The 16,927-nt window shown below is 70.3% G+C and carries 15 protein-coding genes; 2 read left to right on the plus strand and 13 right to left on the minus strand.

From position 1 onward, the window contains the following. Window positions 1–2: 2 nt before the first annotated feature. On the plus strand, window positions 3–824 hold the full coding sequence (locus tag OG828_RS09045) for an ABC transporter ATP-binding protein (RefSeq protein ID WP_328352273.1): 822 nt from the start codon (window positions 3–5) through the stop codon (window positions 822–824). On the opposite strand, the gene OG828_RS09050 is transcribed toward OG828_RS09045, so the two are convergent. The 12 genes from OG828_RS09050 to OG828_RS09105 all read right to left on the minus strand — a co-directional run bounded on the left by OG828_RS09050 (window position 793) and on the right by OG828_RS09105 (window position 14,586). After that, a complete protein-coding gene (locus OG828_RS09050) occupies window positions 793–2,928 on the minus strand; it encodes a discoidin domain-containing protein (RefSeq protein WP_328500744.1) in 2,136 nt (711 codons plus the stop codon). The genes OG828_RS09045 and OG828_RS09050 overlap by 32 nt on opposite strands. A gap of 66 nt (window positions 2,929–2,994) precedes the next feature. After that, the gene (locus OG828_RS09055) at window positions 2,995–4,596 is read right to left on the minus strand and encodes a glycoside hydrolase family 13 protein (RefSeq protein ID WP_328500745.1); all 1,602 of its coding nucleotides are present in this window, start codon (window positions 4,594–4,596) and stop codon (window positions 2,995–2,997) included. Between the two features lie 49 nt (window positions 4,597–4,645). Then, window positions 4,646–5,506 carry a carbohydrate ABC transporter permease gene (locus OG828_RS09060; RefSeq protein ID WP_328352282.1) on the minus strand — a complete coding sequence of 287 codons (861 nt, stop codon included), beginning with the start codon at window positions 5,504–5,506 and terminating at the stop codon, window positions 4,646–4,648. Then, a complete protein-coding gene (locus tag OG828_RS09065) occupies window positions 5,503–6,459 on the minus strand; it encodes a carbohydrate ABC transporter permease (protein WP_328437425.1) in 957 nt (318 codons plus the stop codon). Before OG828_RS09065 ends, OG828_RS09060 begins: the two co-directional genes overlap by 4 nt. Before the next feature lie 3 nt (window positions 6,460–6,462). Then, a complete protein-coding gene (locus tag OG828_RS09070) occupies window positions 6,463–7,809 on the minus strand; it encodes an ABC transporter substrate-binding protein (protein WP_328500746.1) in 1,347 nt (448 codons plus the stop codon). Window positions 7,810–7,929: 120 nt separating this feature from the next. Then, window positions 7,930–8,925: a LacI family DNA-binding transcriptional regulator gene (locus OG828_RS09075; RefSeq protein ID WP_328352290.1), complete on the minus strand. Its 996-nt coding sequence runs from the start codon at window positions 8,923–8,925 to the stop codon at window positions 7,930–7,932. A 66-nt stretch (window positions 8,926–8,991) separates the two neighbouring features. Then, the gene (locus tag OG828_RS09080) at window positions 8,992–9,687 is read right to left on the minus strand and encodes a GntR family transcriptional regulator (RefSeq protein WP_328500747.1); all 696 of its coding nucleotides are present in this window, start codon (window positions 9,685–9,687) and stop codon (window positions 8,992–8,994) included. A 97-nt stretch (window positions 9,688–9,784) separates the two neighbouring features. Then, on the minus strand, window positions 9,785–10,786 hold the full coding sequence (locus tag OG828_RS09085; protein WP_328437429.1) for a proline racemase family protein: 1,002 nt from the start codon (window positions 10,784–10,786) through the stop codon (window positions 9,785–9,787). A gap of 13 nt (window positions 10,787–10,799) precedes the next feature. Continuing rightward, a complete protein-coding gene (locus OG828_RS09090) occupies window positions 10,800–11,696 on the minus strand; it encodes a dihydrodipicolinate synthase family protein (RefSeq protein WP_328352299.1) in 897 nt (298 codons plus the stop codon). A gap of 43 nt (window positions 11,697–11,739) precedes the next feature. Next, a complete protein-coding gene (locus OG828_RS09095; protein ID WP_328500748.1) occupies window positions 11,740–13,137 on the minus strand; it encodes an NAD(P)/FAD-dependent oxidoreductase in 1,398 nt (465 codons plus the stop codon). Beyond that, window positions 13,130–13,432, minus strand: a complete 303-nt coding sequence (locus OG828_RS09100) for a (2Fe-2S)-binding protein (RefSeq protein WP_328500749.1) — start codon at window positions 13,430–13,432, stop codon at window positions 13,130–13,132. The genes OG828_RS09095 and OG828_RS09100 overlap by 8 nt, the downstream gene beginning before the upstream one ends. After that, a complete protein-coding gene (locus OG828_RS09105; RefSeq protein ID WP_328500750.1) occupies window positions 13,429–14,586 on the minus strand; it encodes an NAD(P)/FAD-dependent oxidoreductase in 1,158 nt (385 codons plus the stop codon). Before OG828_RS09105 ends, OG828_RS09100 begins: the two co-directional genes overlap by 4 nt. A gap of 97 nt (window positions 14,587–14,683) precedes the next feature. On the opposite strand from OG828_RS09105, the gene OG828_RS09110 reads away from it, so the two are divergent. After that, complete coding sequence (locus tag OG828_RS09110) at window positions 14,684–16,096, plus strand: aminopeptidase P family protein (RefSeq protein ID WP_328500751.1); 1,413 nt, start codon at window positions 14,684–14,686, stop codon at window positions 16,094–16,096. Window positions 16,097–16,205: 109 nt separating this feature from the next. On the opposite strand, the gene OG828_RS09115 is transcribed toward OG828_RS09110, so the two are convergent. Continuing rightward, window positions 16,206–16,877: an MmyB family transcriptional regulator gene (locus OG828_RS09115; RefSeq protein WP_328352314.1), complete on the minus strand. Its 672-nt coding sequence runs from the start codon at window positions 16,875–16,877 to the stop codon at window positions 16,206–16,208. Window positions 16,878–16,927 lie beyond the last annotated feature (50 nt).

The following is a 16,927-nucleotide window of genomic DNA, read 5'->3' on the forward strand; positions in this document are numbered from 1 at the left end:
CCATGGACGCGCTTCTTGCCGTATCCGGCCTGAAGAAGGTCTACGAGGGGTCGGGGCGCCGGGTGGAGGCGGTCCGCGACCTCACCTTCACCGTCGATGCCGGGGAACTCGTCTGTCTCGTCGGCCCGTCGGGCTGCGGCAAGACGACCCTGCTGAAGTGCATGGGCGGACTGCTCGCACCGACGGCCGGTGAAGTGCTGCTGGAGGGACGGAAGGTGACCGGGCCGCCGCCCGGGATGGCGTTCGTGTTCCAGGAGTACGGGCGGAGTCTGTTTCCCTGGATGCGGGTCGGCGAGAACGTCGAACTCCCCCTGAAACAGAAGGACTTGAGCAAAGCACGGCGTCGGGAGCTGGTGGCCGACGCGCTGCGATCGGTCGGGCTCGCGGACGCGGCGGGCGCCTATCCGTGGCAGCTGTCGGGCGGTATGCAGCAGCGGGTCGCCATCGCCCGCGCGCTGGCGTACGAGCCACGGGTGCTGCTGATGGACGAGCCGTTCGCGGCGGTGGACGCACAGACGCGCGCCGATCTGGAGGACCTCGTACGAGGGCTGTGGCGGGAGCGCGGCATCACGATCCTGTTCGTCACCCACGACATCGACGAGGCCGTGTACCTGGGCGAGCGGGTGCTCGTCCTGTCCTCCTCCCCCACCGTCATCCAGGAACAGCTCAAGGTCGACCTGCCCGACGAGCGCGACCAGCTGCACACCCGAGTCGCCCCGCGCTTCGCCGAGCTGCGCACCCATGTGTACGAGCAGATCCAGGCGGCGAAGCGCGGGGTCCCGCAGGACGCGGTCACGAAGTCAGATACGCCTCCACCTCGCTGAACTGGGCGGCGGGCCACCCGGTGTTGGCGGTGACCGTGAGCCGCAGATGGCGCAGGCTCGTGCTGCCGGGCAGCGCCACGGTGGCCGTGTTTCCGGTGGCCGGGTCGAAGCGGTAGCCGGTGGAGCCGACGACCGTCGAGTAGTTCGAGCCGTCGGTGCTGCCGAGGACGGTGATGGTCTGGGTGCGCGCACCCCACACCGAGGACGGCGGCAGCTTCAGCACCAGCCGGCGTACGGACTCGGTGGCGCCGAGGTCGACGTCAAGGCTCTGCGGGAAGGCGTTGTTGGTGGACTCCCAGTAGCTGTTCGCGTCGCCGTCGACCGCCTTGCCCGGCGTGTAGACGTCCTGCGAGCCGGTCGCCGTCGCCGCGCGGCCCTTGGCCAGGTTGCGGTTCGGGTCGGGGTCCGGGTTGCCCTGGCCGGGCTGGGGCCAGGTCGAGCAGTCCGACCAGGTGCTGCTCCAGCCGGAGTTACCGCCGCCGTCGGTGAGCGTGAACGTGCCTGAAGGATAGGGGCAGTTGTAGACTCCCGCGGCACCGACGCCGGTGGCGGTCACGTTGCGCAGGATGGCGGCGCCCGGGGCTTCGGCCTGGACGACGACGGTGCCTGTGTTGCGTACGGTCGCCCCGTCGACGGTGATGTTCTTGGCGTCGTAACCCCGACCGCTGCCCGAGACGAACTCGAAGGCGCTGTACGGGCTGTCCGTGATCGTCGTGTTGGTGATCCGTACCTGTGCCTCGATGGCGCTGTCGTACGAGTCGACGCGCAGCGCGCCCATCGGATGGTTCCAGTTGGGGTTCATCGCGCCGGTTCGCACGAGTGTGTTGCCGTCGACGGTGATCGTGCCGGCGAGCGGGTGGAACGGGTCGAGGAACTTCTGGTTGGAGATCGCGATGCCGCTGCCGAGGGCGTTGGTGTCCGAGATCAGGTTGTTCTTGACGCTGATGTCGGTGCCGCCGTAGATCGCGATGCCGTTGGCGAGGTTCGGCTGCGTGATGGTGTTGTTCTCGAAGCTGCTGTTGGTGTCGGGCGCGTACAGCGACCACATGGCGAGCGCGTCGTCGCCCTGGTTGCGCAGGAAGTTGTTGCGGACCTTGACCCCGCGCGCGTTGCCGTTGAGGTTGAGGCCGTCGGCGGTCATGTCGAGGAAGCGGTTGTTCTCGACGATCAGGTTGTCGTTGTTGCCCATCAGCCAGAGGCCGACCTTGAGGTGCTGCAGCCACATGCCGGAGACCGAACTCCCGGCGCCCAGGGACCCGTTGACGAAGTTGTCCGGGTTGGAGTCGACGCGTTCGGTGACCTCGCCGATGACCGCGAAGTCCTTGATGTGGACGTTGCCCAAGGAGCTGGACTGGTCGATGAAGCGGGAGGTGCGGACGACGGAGTGCCAGCTGCCGGCGCCCTGGAGGCTCACGTTCTGGACGCCGTTGAGGGAGGACGTCAGCCTGTACTCGCCCGGCGGGATCCATACGACACCGCCCTGAGCCGCGGAGATCGCGTCCCGGAAGGCCTGCGTGGAGTCGCCCTGGCCGGTGGGATCGGCGCCCTTGGACGTCACGGACACCGACCCGGCGGGCTGCGTCGCGGGCGTGGCGACCTGCTCGAAGTCGGCGACGTCGACGGTGACTTGGGTACCCGTCGGCTCCAACGCGACCTTGTCCCCCGGCTGGACGTCCTGCCCGAGCAACAGCCGGGCGTTGTCGTAGAAGTGGTGGGTCTTGGCACCCGGGATCCAACTCGTCTCCACGTACGAGTACTTGGACGTCACGGCGATGGTCTTCGCCAGTTTCGTGCCGTTGACGTAGACGTTCAGCGAGCCCGACTGACCGTCGGGAACGCTGTAGGCGACGTTCACGGCGTTGGCCGCGCGCGGCACGGTGAACTCGACGCGCTGCCCGGCGGCGAGGCGTACGGCCTGGCGTCCGGAGGCTTCGGAGGCGAGCGTGCCCTGGGTGTAGTCGGGGCCGATCTTCGTGCCGGTGGTGGCGGCGGACTCGGCCTCGACGGAGGTGAAGGGCAGGGTGGCGCCGGCTGCTGCGTGGGCCGTGGGGGCGGTGGCGGTGAGCAGGCCCGCAGCGAGGGCGACGACCATGGTTGCTGGCATGGCCCTGACAGTTCTGGTTCTGTTGGTGCGCATGTGCTGGTCCCTTCGGGGTGGGGGGATGCGGTCTCAGGCACGCAGCCAGACCGCGGTGTCCTTCGGAAGCCTCCCTTCGCTGTCCAACGGAGCACTGCTGACGAGGAGTTCGGTGTACTCGGGCAGGTCGAACGGCGGGTCGGCGAGGTTCACCACGCACAGCACGCCCTCGGCCCGGGTGAAGGCGAGGACACCCTCGCGGGCGGGCAGCCAGGTGAGGGGGCCGTCGCCGAAGACGGGCCTGCGGCGGATCGCCTCGCGATAGAGATGGAGCATCGAGCCCGGGTCCGCGGCCTGGCGGTCGGCGGCGTATGAGGGCCAGTCGGCGGGCTGCGGCAGCCACGGCTCGCCGCCGAATCCGGCGTACGGCGCATCCGCGGCCCACGGCAGTGGCACCCGGCAGCCGTCGCGGCCCGGGTCGGTGCCGCCGGAGCGGAAGTGCATCGGGTCCTCGATGCGGTCGAGGGGGATGTCGGCCTCGGGCAGGCCGAGTTCCTCGCCCTGGTAGACGTAGACGGCGCCGGGCAGGGCGAGCGAGAGCAGGGCGGCGGCCCGTGCGCGCCGGGTGCCCTGGGCGAGGTCGGCCGGGGTGCCGAAGGCCTTCGTCGCGAAGTCGAAGCCGGTGTCCTCGCGGCCGTAGCGGGTGACCGTGCGGGTGACGTCGTGGTTGCAGAGGACCCAGGTGGCGGGGGCGCCGACGGGGGCGTGCTCGGCGAGCGTGTCGTCGATCGACGTACGCAACCTGCGCGCGTCCCAAGGACACGACAGAAACGAGAAGTTGAACGCGGTGTGCAGTTCGTCCGGGCGCAGGTAGCGGGCGAAGCGTTCGGGGTCGGGGAGCCAGACCTCGCCGACGAAGATGCCGTCGTATTCGTCGGCCACGGCCCGCCAGGAGCGGTAGATGTCGTGGAGTTCGTCGCGGTCGAGGAACGGGTTCGGTTCGCGGCCCGTGACGAAGTCGGGCAGCTGCGGGTCCTTGGCAAGCAGGGCGGCCGAGTCGATACGGACGCCCGCGACACCACGCTCGAACCAGAAGCGCAGGATGTCCTCGTGCTCCCGGCGGACGGCGGGGTGGGCCCAGTTGAGGTCGGGCTGTTCGGGTGTGAACAGATGGAGATACCAGTCGCCGTCGGCCAGGCGGGTCCAGACGGGCTCGGCCGAGCCGACGAACTGGGACGGCCAGTCGTTGGGCGGGAGTTCACCCTGCGGGCCGCGCCCCGGACGGAAGTGGAACAACTCGCGCTCGGGGCTGCCGGGACCGGCCGCGAGCGCCGCCCGGAACCACGGGTGCTGGTCCGAGACATGGTTCGGCACGATGTCGACGATCGTACGGATGCCCAGCTCCCGCGCCTCCGCGATCAGCTTCTCCGCCTCGGCGAGCGTGCCGAACGCCGGGTCGATGGCGCGGTAGTCGGCGACGTCGTAGCCGCCGTCCTTCATCGGTGAGAGGTACCACGGGTTGAACCAGAGGGCGTCGACGCCGAGTTCGGCAAGGTACGGCAGCCGGGTGCGGACGCCCGCGAGGTCGCCGGTGCCGTCGCCGTCGCCGTCCGCGAAGCTGCGGACGTACACCTGGTAGATGACGGCGGAGCGCCACCAGTCGGTTCGCGTGGGGGCATGGGTGGGCTGTCCCACTGTGCCTGCCTTTCGGTGTCGGAGAGGGGCGGTGCCAGTGAGGGCGGCGTCAGCCCTTCGTGCTGCCCGCGCTGATCCCGGCGATGATGTGCCGCTGGAAGACCAGGAACATCGCGACCATGGGGATACTGGCGATCACCATCGCGGCGATGAGCACGGTCAGCTGGATGTTCTGCGACAGCTGGACGAGTGCCACGCTGATCGGCTGCTTTTCCGTGTCGGAGAAAACCATCAGCGGCCAGAGGAAGTCCTGCCAGACCGCGACCAGCGCGAAGATCGACACGACTCCGAGCACCGGCCGGGACATCGGCAGCACGATCGACCACAGGATGCGCAGCCTCCCGGCGCCGTCGATCTCGGCGGCCTCCAGTACGTCGCGCGGGATCTGGTCGAAGAACCGCTTGAGGAGGTACAGGTTGAAGGCGTTGGCGACCGCCGGGAGCCAGATGGCGAGGGGGTCGTTGAGCAGGCCGAGATCGGCCACCGTCAGGTACTTCGGTACGACCAGCGCCTGCGCCGGGACCATGAGCGTGGCGAGGATGCCGCCGAGGATCACCTTGCCGAAGACCGGCCGGAGCCTGGAGAGGGCGTAGGCGGCGGCCGTACACAGGACCAGCTGGAACAGCCAGGCGCCGGCCGCCTGGACCACCGTGTTCCACAGGTGGGTCGGCAGCTGCATCAGGTCCCAGGCGTCGGTGTAGCCGCTGAGGTGCCACGCCTTCGGGACGATCGTGGGCGGGGTCCGGGCCACCTCGTCCGGCGACTTCATCGCGCCGGTCACCATCCAGTAGACCGGGAAGAGGAAGGCCAGCGCGAAGAGCAGCACGATCGCGGTGAAGACCGTCCAGTACGTCGCCCTGCCGCGCGGTCGGGCCAGCGCGGCCGGGGAGACCAGGGTCCGGGTGCTCATGCGGCGTCCTCCCCTTCGGTGCGGGTGAGCCGCAGATAGACGGCGGAGAAGAGGCCGAGGAACACCAGCAGCAGCACGCTGAGCGCGCAGGCGCCGCCGAAGTCGTTGTAGAGGAAGGCGTATTTGTAGATCAGGTAGAGCACGGTGACCGTGGCGTTCTCCGGGCCGCCTCCCGTGATCACGAACGGTTCGGTGAACACCTGCATCGTCGCGATGATCTGAAGCAGCATCAGCATGAGGATGACGAACCTGGTCTGCGGGATCGTCACATGCCGGATGCGCTGGAGGAGGCTCGCACCGTCCAGTTCCGCCGCCTCGTACAGCTCGCCGGGAATGGATTGCAGGGCGGCCAGGTAGATCAGGACGGTGCCGCCCATATTGGCCCAAGTCGCGACGATCACCAGGGAGATCAGTGCGGTGTCGGCGCCGTTGGACCAGTTCGACGTGGGCAGATGCAGGAAGCGCAGCGCCTCGTTGGCCAGGCCGGTGCCGGGGTCGTAGAACCACTTCCACAGCAGGGCGGTGACGACCGGCGGGATCATCACCGGCAGATAGACCGCGACTCTGAAGAAGGCTCTCGCGTGCCGGAGTTCGTTGAGGACGAGCGCCAGGACGAAGGGGATCGCGAAGCCCATGAGCAGGGCGAGCAGGGTGAAGGTGAGCGTGTTGCGCCAGGCCGCCGTGAACTCCGGGTCGTCGAGGACGCGGGTGAAGTTGGCGGTGCCGACCCACTCGGGGTCCGAGCCGGGCGTGTACTTCTGGAAGGCGATCACGACCGCGCGGATCGCGGGATACCAGGAGAACAGGGCGAAGCAGACGAGGCCGCCGAGGAGGAAGGCGTAGGCGCGGGCCTGGTCGGCGAGGCGGCGCCGCATCCGGTCCCCTGCCGGAGGCGGCGCCTGCACCGGGCGCACCGTGATCGCCTGGACGGGTCGCGCGGTGGTCTTGGTCATCGGTCAGCCCCGGGCCAGGATGCTGTCGATCTTCCCGGAGGCGTCCTCCAGGAGCTGGTCGATGTCGGCGTCCTTCTTGGTGAGGACGGCGGAGACGACCGAGTCGAGGACGGAGTAGATCTGCTGGGCGTGCGGGGGCTCGATCTTCATGTCGAGGTTCTGGTTGCCGTCGAGGAAGGCCTGGTAGTTCTCGACGGGCACATTGGCGTTGTCCTTCTTGATCTCCTGGTCCTTGGCGTCGGCCGCGCCGCTGAACAGCCGCGGCTCGGGCAGCCCCACCGGGGCGTCGGCCTTCTTGGCCCGGGCGTAGTCGCCGAGGAAGCCGTCTCCGGGCGTGAGGAACATGTGGTCCAGCCACTTCAGGCCCGCCCTGATCTGCTCGGGGCTCGCCTTCTTGTTGAACATGTAGCCGTCGCCGCCGATGAGCGTGCCTTCGCCGCCGGGCATGGGCGCGAGGGCGAGGTCCTCGTAGTTGCCGCCCTTCTCCTTGACCAGGATCGGGATGTTGTCCGGCGCGGAGAGATACATACCGAGCTTCCCGGAACCCATCATCTGCTGGACGTCGTTGATGACCAGGAGCTGCTTGCTGCCCATCGAGTTGTCGGTCCAGCGCATGTCGTGCAGATTCTGCAGCACGGCCCGGCCCTCGGGTGTGTCGATCGTCGCCTTCTTGCCGTCGGCGCTGACGACGTCGCCGCCCTGCGCGTACATCTCGGCGGTGAAGTGCCAGCCGCCCTGGTTCTGGGCGCTGTAGTCGGCGTATCCGACGGTGCCGTTGCCGAGATCAGCGATCTTCTTGGCGGCGGTGCGCAGTTCGTCCCAGGTGGCCGGGGGCTGGTCGGGGTCGAGGCCCGCCCGCTGGAAGAGCTTCTTGTTGTAGATCAGGCCCATCGAGTAGCCGGTGCGCGGGATGCCGTAGATCTGGCCGTCGACGGTGTAGATGTCCCGCAGCTGCCGCTGGATGGTCTCGTAGCTCTTCAGCTCCTTGATGTACGGCGTGAGATCGGCCGCCTGGTTGATGTCGACCACGTGCTTGGCGTCGGTGAAGTACGTGTAGAAGACGTCCTCCATCTGCCCGCCGGCGAGCTTCGCGTCGAACGTCTTCGGGTCCTGGCAGGGGAACGCGTCGTGCGCGACGACGTCGATGTCCGGGTTGGCCTTCTCGAAGGAGGCGATGTCCTGCTCGAAGAACTGCCGGTCGACCTTGGCGCTCTTGGGCGGCATGCAGTTGACGGTGATGCGTGTCTTGCCGCCCGCCGAGTCGTCCTCGCCGCCGCCCCCACAGGCGGTGAGGGCGAGGGAACAGACGCTGAGCGCGACGAACGTACGGCGGAACCCGGTGCTACTCATCGGTGGACCCCTTTGGGCAGGAGCGGTCGGCGCCGCACACTCAAGCACCGCCGACATCGAGCCGCAAGATGTCGCGCAGAATCTGAAATTATTGAACGAGTCTGTGAATCTCCGTGGACCTCAGTCGCGGGGCGCTTGCCCGGTCGAACCCCGCACCACCAGCTCGGGCTCGAACAACAGCTCCTCAGCCGGTACGGCCGCCCCGCCGACCTGCGCGTTCAGCAGCTCGACGGCTGCCCTCCCCATCGCCTCGATGGGCTGGCGCACCGTCGTGAGCGGCGGCTCGGTGCAGTTCATGAACGCGGAGTCGTCGTAGCCGACGACGGAGATCTGCGAGGGGACGCCGAGGCCCTTGCGGCGGGCGGCCCGCACGGCCCCCAGGGCGAGCGGGTCGCTGGCGCAGATGATGCCCGTGACGCCCCGGTCGATCAGCCGGGAGGCAGCCGCGTGTCCGCCCTCGATCGAGAAGATGGCGCGGGCGACGAACTCGTCCGGCAGCTCCCCCACTGCTCGGGCGGCGGCCAGCTTGCGGGCCGACGGCACATGGTCGCCGGGGCCGAGCACCAGCCCGATGCGCTCATGGCCGAGGGAGGCCAGATGCCGCCAGGCCTGCTCCACCGCGACCGCGTCATCGCAGGAGACACCGGGGAAACCGAGGTGTTCGATCGCCGCGTTGACCAGGACGACCGGGATGTTGCGGTCGGCGAGCAGCCGGTAGTGCTCGTGCGGCGCGTCGGCCTGGGCGTACAGACCGCCGGCGAAGACGACGCCGGAGACCTGCTGTTGCAGCAGCAGCGCCACATAGTCGGCCTCGGAGACACCGCCCTTGGTCTGCGTGCACAGCACCGGGGTCAGGCCGAGCTGGGCGAGCGCTCCCCCGATCACCTCGGCGAACGCCGGGAAGATCGGGTTCTGCAGCTCGGGCAGCACGAGGCCCACGAGCCGCGCACGTTCACCGCGCAGCTGCGTGGGCCGCTCGTAGCCGAGGACGTCCAGGGCGGACAGCACCGCCTGCCGGGTGCCTTCGGAGACTCCGGGCTTGCCGTTGAGCACCCGGCTGACCGTGGCCTCGCTGACCCCGACCTTCTTCGCCACCTCAGCAAGTCGTCGCGTCATGCGCGCAAGAATAGCGCAAGAAATGCAAGCGGCTTGCGTTCAGTTCCGTTCCCGTAGGTCCGGCTGTCAGCCGCGGGCAGCCCACAGGCCGCGGACATGGCCGAGGTGACGGGTCATGACCTCCCGTACGGCGTCTTCGTCCCGGGCGAGCAGGGCGTCGAGGAGTTCGAGGTGCTCTTCGGCGGAGGCCATCAGCCGGCCCGCCTCGAGCAGGGCGGTGAGCCCGTACAGGCGGGAGCGCTTGCGCAGGTCGCCGACGACCTCGACGAGGTGCGCGTTGCCGACGAGGGCGAGCAGGCCCAGATGGAAGGCGGTGTCGGCCTCGACATAGGCGATGAGATCCCCGGCGGCAGCGGCGGCGACGATCTCTCTCGCGGCCGGGCGCAGCGCCTCCAGCGAGGCCGAGTCGGCGGTCCTGGCCAGATCCACGACGGTGGGGATCTCGATGAGGGCGCGGATGTGCTTGTACTCGTCGAGTTGTTCCTCGGACACCTCGGTGACCCGGAACCCCTTGTTGGGGACGGTGTCGACCAGACCCTCCTTGGCGAGATCCAGCATCGCCTCGCGGACCGGGGTCGCCGACACGCCGAAGCGGGCGGCGAGGGTGGGCGCGGAGTACAGCTCGCCGGGGCGTAGTTCACCGGCGATGAGCGCGGCCCGCAGGGCGTCGGCGACCCGCTCACGGTAGCTGCTCTTCTTGCCGCCCAGCGTGGGCAGGGCGGGAGCAGCGGCGGTCGGGGCGCTGGTGCGCTGGGCGGGCATGGGACTCTCCTAGCGGGCAAACGGGCTGTGCGACGGTGCAATGTCACGCGTCACACGACATTATCTCCGGTCGCGGACGCGCACGCGGGCCGCAGGCTCACAGCACGAACCCGGCCGGGAACGGGTCGGCGGGGTCGAGCAGATACTGCGCCGTGCCAGTGATCCAGGCGCGGCCGGTGAAGCTGGGCAGGACGGCGGGGCGGCCGGCGACCTCGGTGGTCGCGAGCAGGCGGCCGGTGAAGCGGGTTCCGATGAAGGACTCGTTCACGAACTCGGTGTTCAGGGGGAGTTCGCCGCGTGCGTGCAGCTGCGCCATGCGCGCGCTGGTGCCCGTGCCGCAGGGCGAGCGGTCGAACCAGCCGGGGTGGATGGCCATCGCGTGCCGGGAGTGGCGGGCGGTGGAGCCGGGGGCGTACAGGTGGACGTGGTGGCAGCCGTGGATCGACGGGTCCTCGGGGTGGACGGGCTCGCCCTCGGCGTTGATCGCCTCCATCAGGGACAGGGCCGCTGTGAGGATGTCGTCCTTGCGGGAGCGGTCGAAGGGCAGGCCGAACTCGTCCAGCGGCAGGATGGCGTAGAAGTTGCCGCCGTATGCCAGGTCATAGGTCACCGTCCGCCCGTCGGGAAGGGCGATCTTGCGGTCGAGGGCGACGGAGAAGGACGGCACGTTCTGGAGGGTGACCGCTTTGGCCGCGCCGTCCTCCACCGCCACCTCGGCGACGACCAGGCCCGCCGGGGTGTCGAGCCGGATCGTGGTGACCGGTTCGACGACCTCGACCATGCCGGTCTCGACGAGCACGGTCGCCACGCCGATCGTGCCGTGTCCGCACATCGGGAGGTAGCCGGAGACCTCGATGTAGACGACGCCCCAGTCGCAGTCGGGGCGGGTGGGCGGCTGGAGGATCGCGCCGCTCATCGCGGAGTGGCCGCGCGGCTCGTTCATCAGCAACTGCTTGATGTCGTCCCGGTGTTCACGGAAGTACAGCCGCCGCTCGTTCATCGTGTCACCGGGGATGGTGCCGATCCCGCCGGTGATCACGCGGGTGGGCATGCCCTCGGTGTGCGAGTCGACGGCGTGCAGGACGAGTTTGCTGCGCATGGTCCAGACTCCTTCACGCGAGCCCTGAGGCTACGGCTTTCTCGGTGGCGGCGCGTACGGCGGCCTCCTGCTCCGGCAGCAGCGGGACGCGCGGCGGGCGAACCGGGCCGCCGTGCCGGCCGACGATGTCCATGGACAGCTTGATCGCCTGCACGAACTCGACCTTGGAGTCCCAGCGCAGCAGCGGGTGCAGTTGCTCGTAGAGCTTCCTGGCGGTGGCGAGGTCGCCGCCCACGGCCGCCCGGTACAGCTCGACGGTCGCGGCGGGCAGCGCGTTGGGGTAGCCGGCCACCCAGCCCTTGGCGCCGGCGAGCGCGAGTTCCAGCAGAACGTCGTCGGCGCCGATCAACAGGTCCAGTTCCGGGGCGAGTTCGGCGAGCTGATAGGCGCGGCGGACGTCGCCGGAGAACTCCTTGACGGCCTGGATGTGGCCCTCGCCGTGCAGCTTGGCGAGGAGTTCCGGCACAAGGTCGACCTTGGTGTCGATGGGGTTGTTGTACGCCACGATCGGCACCCCCGCCTTGGCGACCTCCGCGTAGTGCGCCAGCACCGACCGCTCGTCGGCGCGGTACGCGTTGGGCGGCAGCAGCATCACGGACGCGCAGCCGGCGTCGCGTGCCTGCTCGGCCCAGCGGCGGGCCTCCGCCGAGCCGTAGGCGGCGACGCCGGGCATGACGCGCTCGCCTCCGATGGCGGCCACGGCGGTCTCCACGACCTTGGCCCGCTCCTCGGGGGTGAGTACCTGGTATTCGCCGAGCGAGCCGTTCGGTACGACACCGTCGCAGCCGTTCTCGACCAGCCAGGAGCAGTGTTCGGCGTACCGGGCGTGGTTCACGGACAGGTCGTCGTCGAGCGGGAGGGCGGTGGCGACGAGGACGCCCCGCCAGGGACGGGTCGGGGTGGCTGTCATGTGAGGTTCCCTCCGATTGGAATGTGAAAGATCACTGGTGGCATCACTCGGCTTCGGGCTCCCCTGCCCGAGCCAGCACCCCCAACGGCACCGGCCGCGCGAACGGCCTGCGGCCCGGTGCCTGAGCGCACCCGGCCAGCCCCGCGACCGCGGGCCCGCACACCCGCCCCTGGCACCAGCCCATCCCGGCCCGCGTCAGCAGCTTCACGGTCCGCAGATCACCGGCACCGAGGTCGGTGACGGCCTCGCGGATCGCGCCGCCGGTCACCTCCTCGCAGCGGCAGACCACGGTGTCGTCGGTGACCTGCTCGGCCCAGTGAGCGGGCGGCGCGTACACGGTGTCGAGCGCCGCGAAGAACTCCCGCAAGCTGCTACGGGACTTCGCTGCCGCGGCCCACGCGCGCGGGTCGGGCTCGGCACCGTTCAGCCGCGCGGCGGCCGCGCATCCCGCGATGTGCCCCTCGGCGAGGGCGAGGGCCGCGCCGCCGATGCCGGTCGTCTCGCCCGCGGCCCAGACGCCGGGGACGTCGGTGCGCTGCTCGTCGTCGACGTGGACGTTCGGTCCGTCGAGGCGGCAGCCCAGGGTCTCGGCGAGGTCGGTGTGCGGCACCATCCCGTGCCCTACGGCGAGGGTGTCGCAGGGGATCCGCCGCTCGGTGCCGGGCCGGACGCGTCCGGCGCCGTCGAGCGCGGCGACGGTCACCGCCTCTAGGCGTTCAGTGCCGTGCGCCTCGACCACGGTGTGCTGCACGAGGGTGCGCACCCGGTGCCGGAGCAACTGGGCCGCGTACTGGGCGCCTTCACCGACCTTGCCCGGCTGAGCCGCGAGCGCCCGGGTCCGTCGTACGAAATCTCTGGGGTGCGCGGACTCGACGAGCGCTGCCACCTTCATCCCGGCCGCGGCGAGTCCGGTCGCCACCGGAAGCAGCAGCGGCCCGGTCCCGGCGACCACGGCGGTGTGCCCGGAGACGGCGAGGACGCCCTTGAGCATGGCCTGGGCGCCGCCCGCGGTGATGACGCCGGGGAGGGTCCAGCCGGGGAAGGGCAGGACCTTCTCGTAGCCGCCGGTGGCGAGGAGGACGGCGTCGGCGTGCACGACGACGGGGTCCTCCTGCTCGGGTCCGAGCAGCGCGTGCACTGTGAAGTGGCCCGACTTCCCTTCCAGCAGCCAGACATGATGGTCCGTCAAGTGCGTGACGTGTCCCGCCTCCACACCTTCGGCCAGGGCATCCCGCAGCCGCTCCCAGGTCCGCCACTGATGGTGCAGGGCCTGCGGGCGGCGGGCGCGGAGTTCGGCGGCGGGCCGGCGGTAGAACTGCCCGCCCGCCTGCGGTGCCGAGTCGATCAGGGTGACGTGGACACCGCGCGACGCGGCGGCCACGGTGGCGGCAAGACCCGCGGGGCCCGCGCCGATCACGGCGAGATGCGGCCGTTCAGTCATCGTGCCCCGTCCCCTCCTGCGTACGGATCGCATCGCCCGGCCGCACCGGCACGAGGCAAGCGCGTTGGTTCGGGCGGTCGTTGACCGTCACCAGGCAGTCGAAGCAGACGCCGATGCCGCAGAAGATCCCGCGCGGGCGGCCTTCGACACGGGTGGAGCGCCAGGAGGTGACGCCGACCGACCAGAGCGCGGCGGCGACGGTCTGGCCGGGGAGGGCCTCGATCTCGCGGCCGTCCAGCGTGACGGTGAAGGCGGGACCGGGTCGGGCCTCGGCCAGGTCGAACGGGGTTCTCACGCGGCCTCCTCGGGCGAGGCGAAGCGGTCGGGCCGGAACGGCGTCAGGTCCAGGTCCGGGGCCTTGTCGGTCAGCACCTGCGCGATCAGTTGCCCCGTGCCGGTCGCGAGCCCGATGCCCGCACCCTCGTGACCGCAGGCGTGATGGAGGCCCGGCACCCGTGGATCAGGGCCGATGGCGGGCAGGTGGTCGGGCATGTACGGCCGGAAGCCGAGGTAGGCGCGCATCGCGTGGACCCCCTCCAGGAACGGGAACAGCCGCGTCGCACCCGCCGCGAGCGCCCGTACGGCCGGCAGGGAGAAGGTCCGGTCGAAGCCGACGCGTTCACGGCTCGCGCCGATCAGGACCGGCCCGGCGGCCGTGCCCTCCACGACCGGCGAGGTCTGCAGGGCAGCCGAGTCACTGGCGACGTCGGCCACGTAGTCGGCGGCGTACACCTTGTGGTGGACCATGCGCGGGAGCGGTTCGGTGACGAGGACGAAGCCTCGGCGCGGCAGGACGGGAAGGTGCACGCCCGCGAGGGCGGCGAGGTCGGCGCCCCAGGTGCCCGCCGCGTTGACGACCGCCCGGGCGTGCAGGTCACCTCCGTCGGTACGGACGCCACGGACCGCCCCGTCCGGTGTGCGCAGGATGTCCGTCACGGTCCGGCCGGTGAACAGGCGGGCGCCGGAGGCCTTGAGGAGGTGTGCGGCGGCCAGGGCGGGCATGACCTGGGCGTCCTGGGGATAGTGGACGGCGCCGGGTAGACCGGGGGCGAGATGGGGTTCGAGGTCGCAGAGGGTGTCGGGTGCGACGAGTCGGGCGGTGACTCCGGCGGCGCGCTGGCCGGCGGCGAAGCGCTCCAGGGCGGTGAGCCCACCGGGGGACGTGGCCACCACGACGCCGCCCTTGGCCTCGTACTCCACGGACTCCCCGAACTCCGCCGCGAGTTCTGCCCAGAGGCGGCCCGAGAGGAGCGCGAGGTCCAGTTCGGGGCCGGGCTCCTTGTCGGAGACGAGGATGTTGCCCTCGCCGGCGCCGGTCGTGCCGCCGGCCACCGGGCCACGGTCGACGACGGTGACGTCGAGGCCCGCGCGGGCGGCGTACAGGGCGCACGCGGCGCCCACCATGCCGGCCCCGATGACCACGACATCGCAGGTCAATCGCTTGCTCACATCAGTACTATGTCACATACCGCTCCAGCTGGGAACGACGTGCAGACGACGTCACACGACATCCCACGAGGTCACACACGGAAGAGGTGCCCCCGACATGGCCAACGGCCGTAAGAACTATCTCTACCGAGGAATCTCCGACGAGTTGTCCGCCCTGATGCGGACGGGCTGGGCCGACACCGAACGCACGGATCTGCAACCGACCGAGCAGGCCCCGTACGCGGCCCGCCGCCGCGCCGCGCTGTCGGCCCGCTTCCCGGGCGAGCGGCTGGTCGTCCCGTCCGGAGGCCTCAAGATCCGCTCGAACGACGCCCATTACCCGTTCCGCCCGTACACCGGCTATGTGCACTTGACCGGTGATCAGGCCCGCGACGGCGCCCTGGTCCTGGAACCCCGCCCGGACGGCGGCCACGACGCGCACTGCTACCAACTCCCCCGCGACAGCCGGGACAGCGACGAGTTCTGGACGGGCTACACCGCCGAGCTGTGGATGGGCCGCCGCCGTACGCTCGCCGAGTCGGAGCAGGTGCTCGGCATGGAGTGCCGGGACATCCGTACGATCGCCGAGGACCTCGCGAAGTCGACCGACACACCCACCCGCATCGTCCGCGGCATCGACCCGTCCCTGGAGGAGGTGCTCGCCACCGACGAGGAGCGGGACGACGCGTTCGAGGAGGCCGTCTCCGGGCTACGGCTGATCAAGGACGAGTGGGAGACAGGCGAACTGCGCCGCGCCGTGGATGCGACGGTCCGCGGATTCACCGATGTCGTACGGGAGTTGTCGCAGGCGATCGCCACCTCCGAGCGGTGGATCGAGGGCACCTTCTTCCGCCGGGCGCGCGTCGAGGGCAACACCGTCGGCTACGGCTCGATCTGCGCGGCAGGCGAGCACGCCACGATCATGCACTGGCAGGACAACGACGGCCCGGTCCGCCCCGGCGAACTCCTCCTGCTGGACGCGGGCGTGGAGACCCACACGCTCTACACCGCCGACGTCACGCGCACGCTCCCGATCAGCGGCACCTTCACGCCGCTGCAGCGCGAGATCTACGACGCGGTGTACGAGGCCCAGGAGGCGGGCATGGCCGCGGTCAAGCCCGGTGCGCACTTCCGCGACTTCCATGAGGCCGCCCAGCGGTCGCTGGCCGCCCGGCTGGTCGAGTGGGGCTTCCTGGAGGGCCCGGCCGAGCGCGTGTACGAGCTGGATCTCCAGCGCCGCTTCACCATGGCGGGCACCGGCCACATGCTCGGTCTCGACGTGCACGACTGTGCGCAGGCCCGCAACGAGGACTACATCGACGGCGTGCTGGAAGCCGGTATGTGCCTGACCGTCGAGCCCGGCCTGTACTTCCAGCCCGACGACCTGACCGTCCCCGAGGAGTGGCGCGGCATCGGCGTCCGGATCGAGGACGATGTGCTGGTGACGGCGGACGGGAACGAGAACCTGTCGGCGGGGCTGCCCCGCTCGGCCGACGAAGTCGAGGCGTGGATGCGGGAGTTCGCGGGCTGACCCAGGAAACCGGAAAGTTCGCGGGCTGACCCCGGAAACCGGAAAGGGGGGCGACGCGCCCCGTCCTGACCAGAGCGCCGTCGGCGACCTGAACGCCGGCGGTGCCCGGTCAGGCGTCGGGGGCGGAGACCACCGTGAGGTGGCTCGCCGTGCGGCGGGCTCGTGCGGGCCTGCGGCCGGTGGGGGTGGCGCGGCGGGCGGGGCGGAGGATCAGCGTCATCCGCGTGTAGCCCATCTCGTGCAGCGTCCGGGGGGTTTCGTCGACGACCCGGCAGTCCGTGGCGCCCCAGCGCGGGTCCGGGTGCAGCAGCGGGCGGACCGCGCCGTCGTGGGCGAGGGCCTGCTCGCCGACCGCGCGGATCCAGTGCGGCAGGCCGTGCCGGTAGGCGGCCTCCATGATGGGGTCCTGGGCGATGTCCCGGCGGATCGCCTGCAGCCCGTGGTCGTGGCCGTGCCGCTCGACGGCGGCGGCGAAGAGGGCCAGCATGGGCAGGCACCAACTCGACTCGTGGTCGCCGAGGACCGTGCTCGCGTCCGGGTGGAACAGGACGAAGCGCAGGAAGTTGTCGTACGGCATGGCCGTGGGGTGCGGGCCGATGCCGCGGAAAAGTGTCTCGAAAGCGGTGTTGCTCAGGACCACGTCCCACCGGTGATCGAGCACGACGGACGGGAAGGTGACGGCCTCCAGGAGGGTGGCGTAGTCATGGAGATACGCCTGGGCCTCAAGACTCTCGGGGACGGGCCGCGGCGCCGGCCGCTGCCCACCTGCCTGATACGCCATCGGGAGGTCACCCCTCTTGCCTATGCGGCCTTCACGCGGCGCCTTGATCC

This window comes from Streptomyces sp. NBC_00457 (genome assembly GCF_036014015.1).
GTDB lineage: Bacteria > Actinomycetota > Actinomycetes > Streptomycetales > Streptomycetaceae > Streptomyces.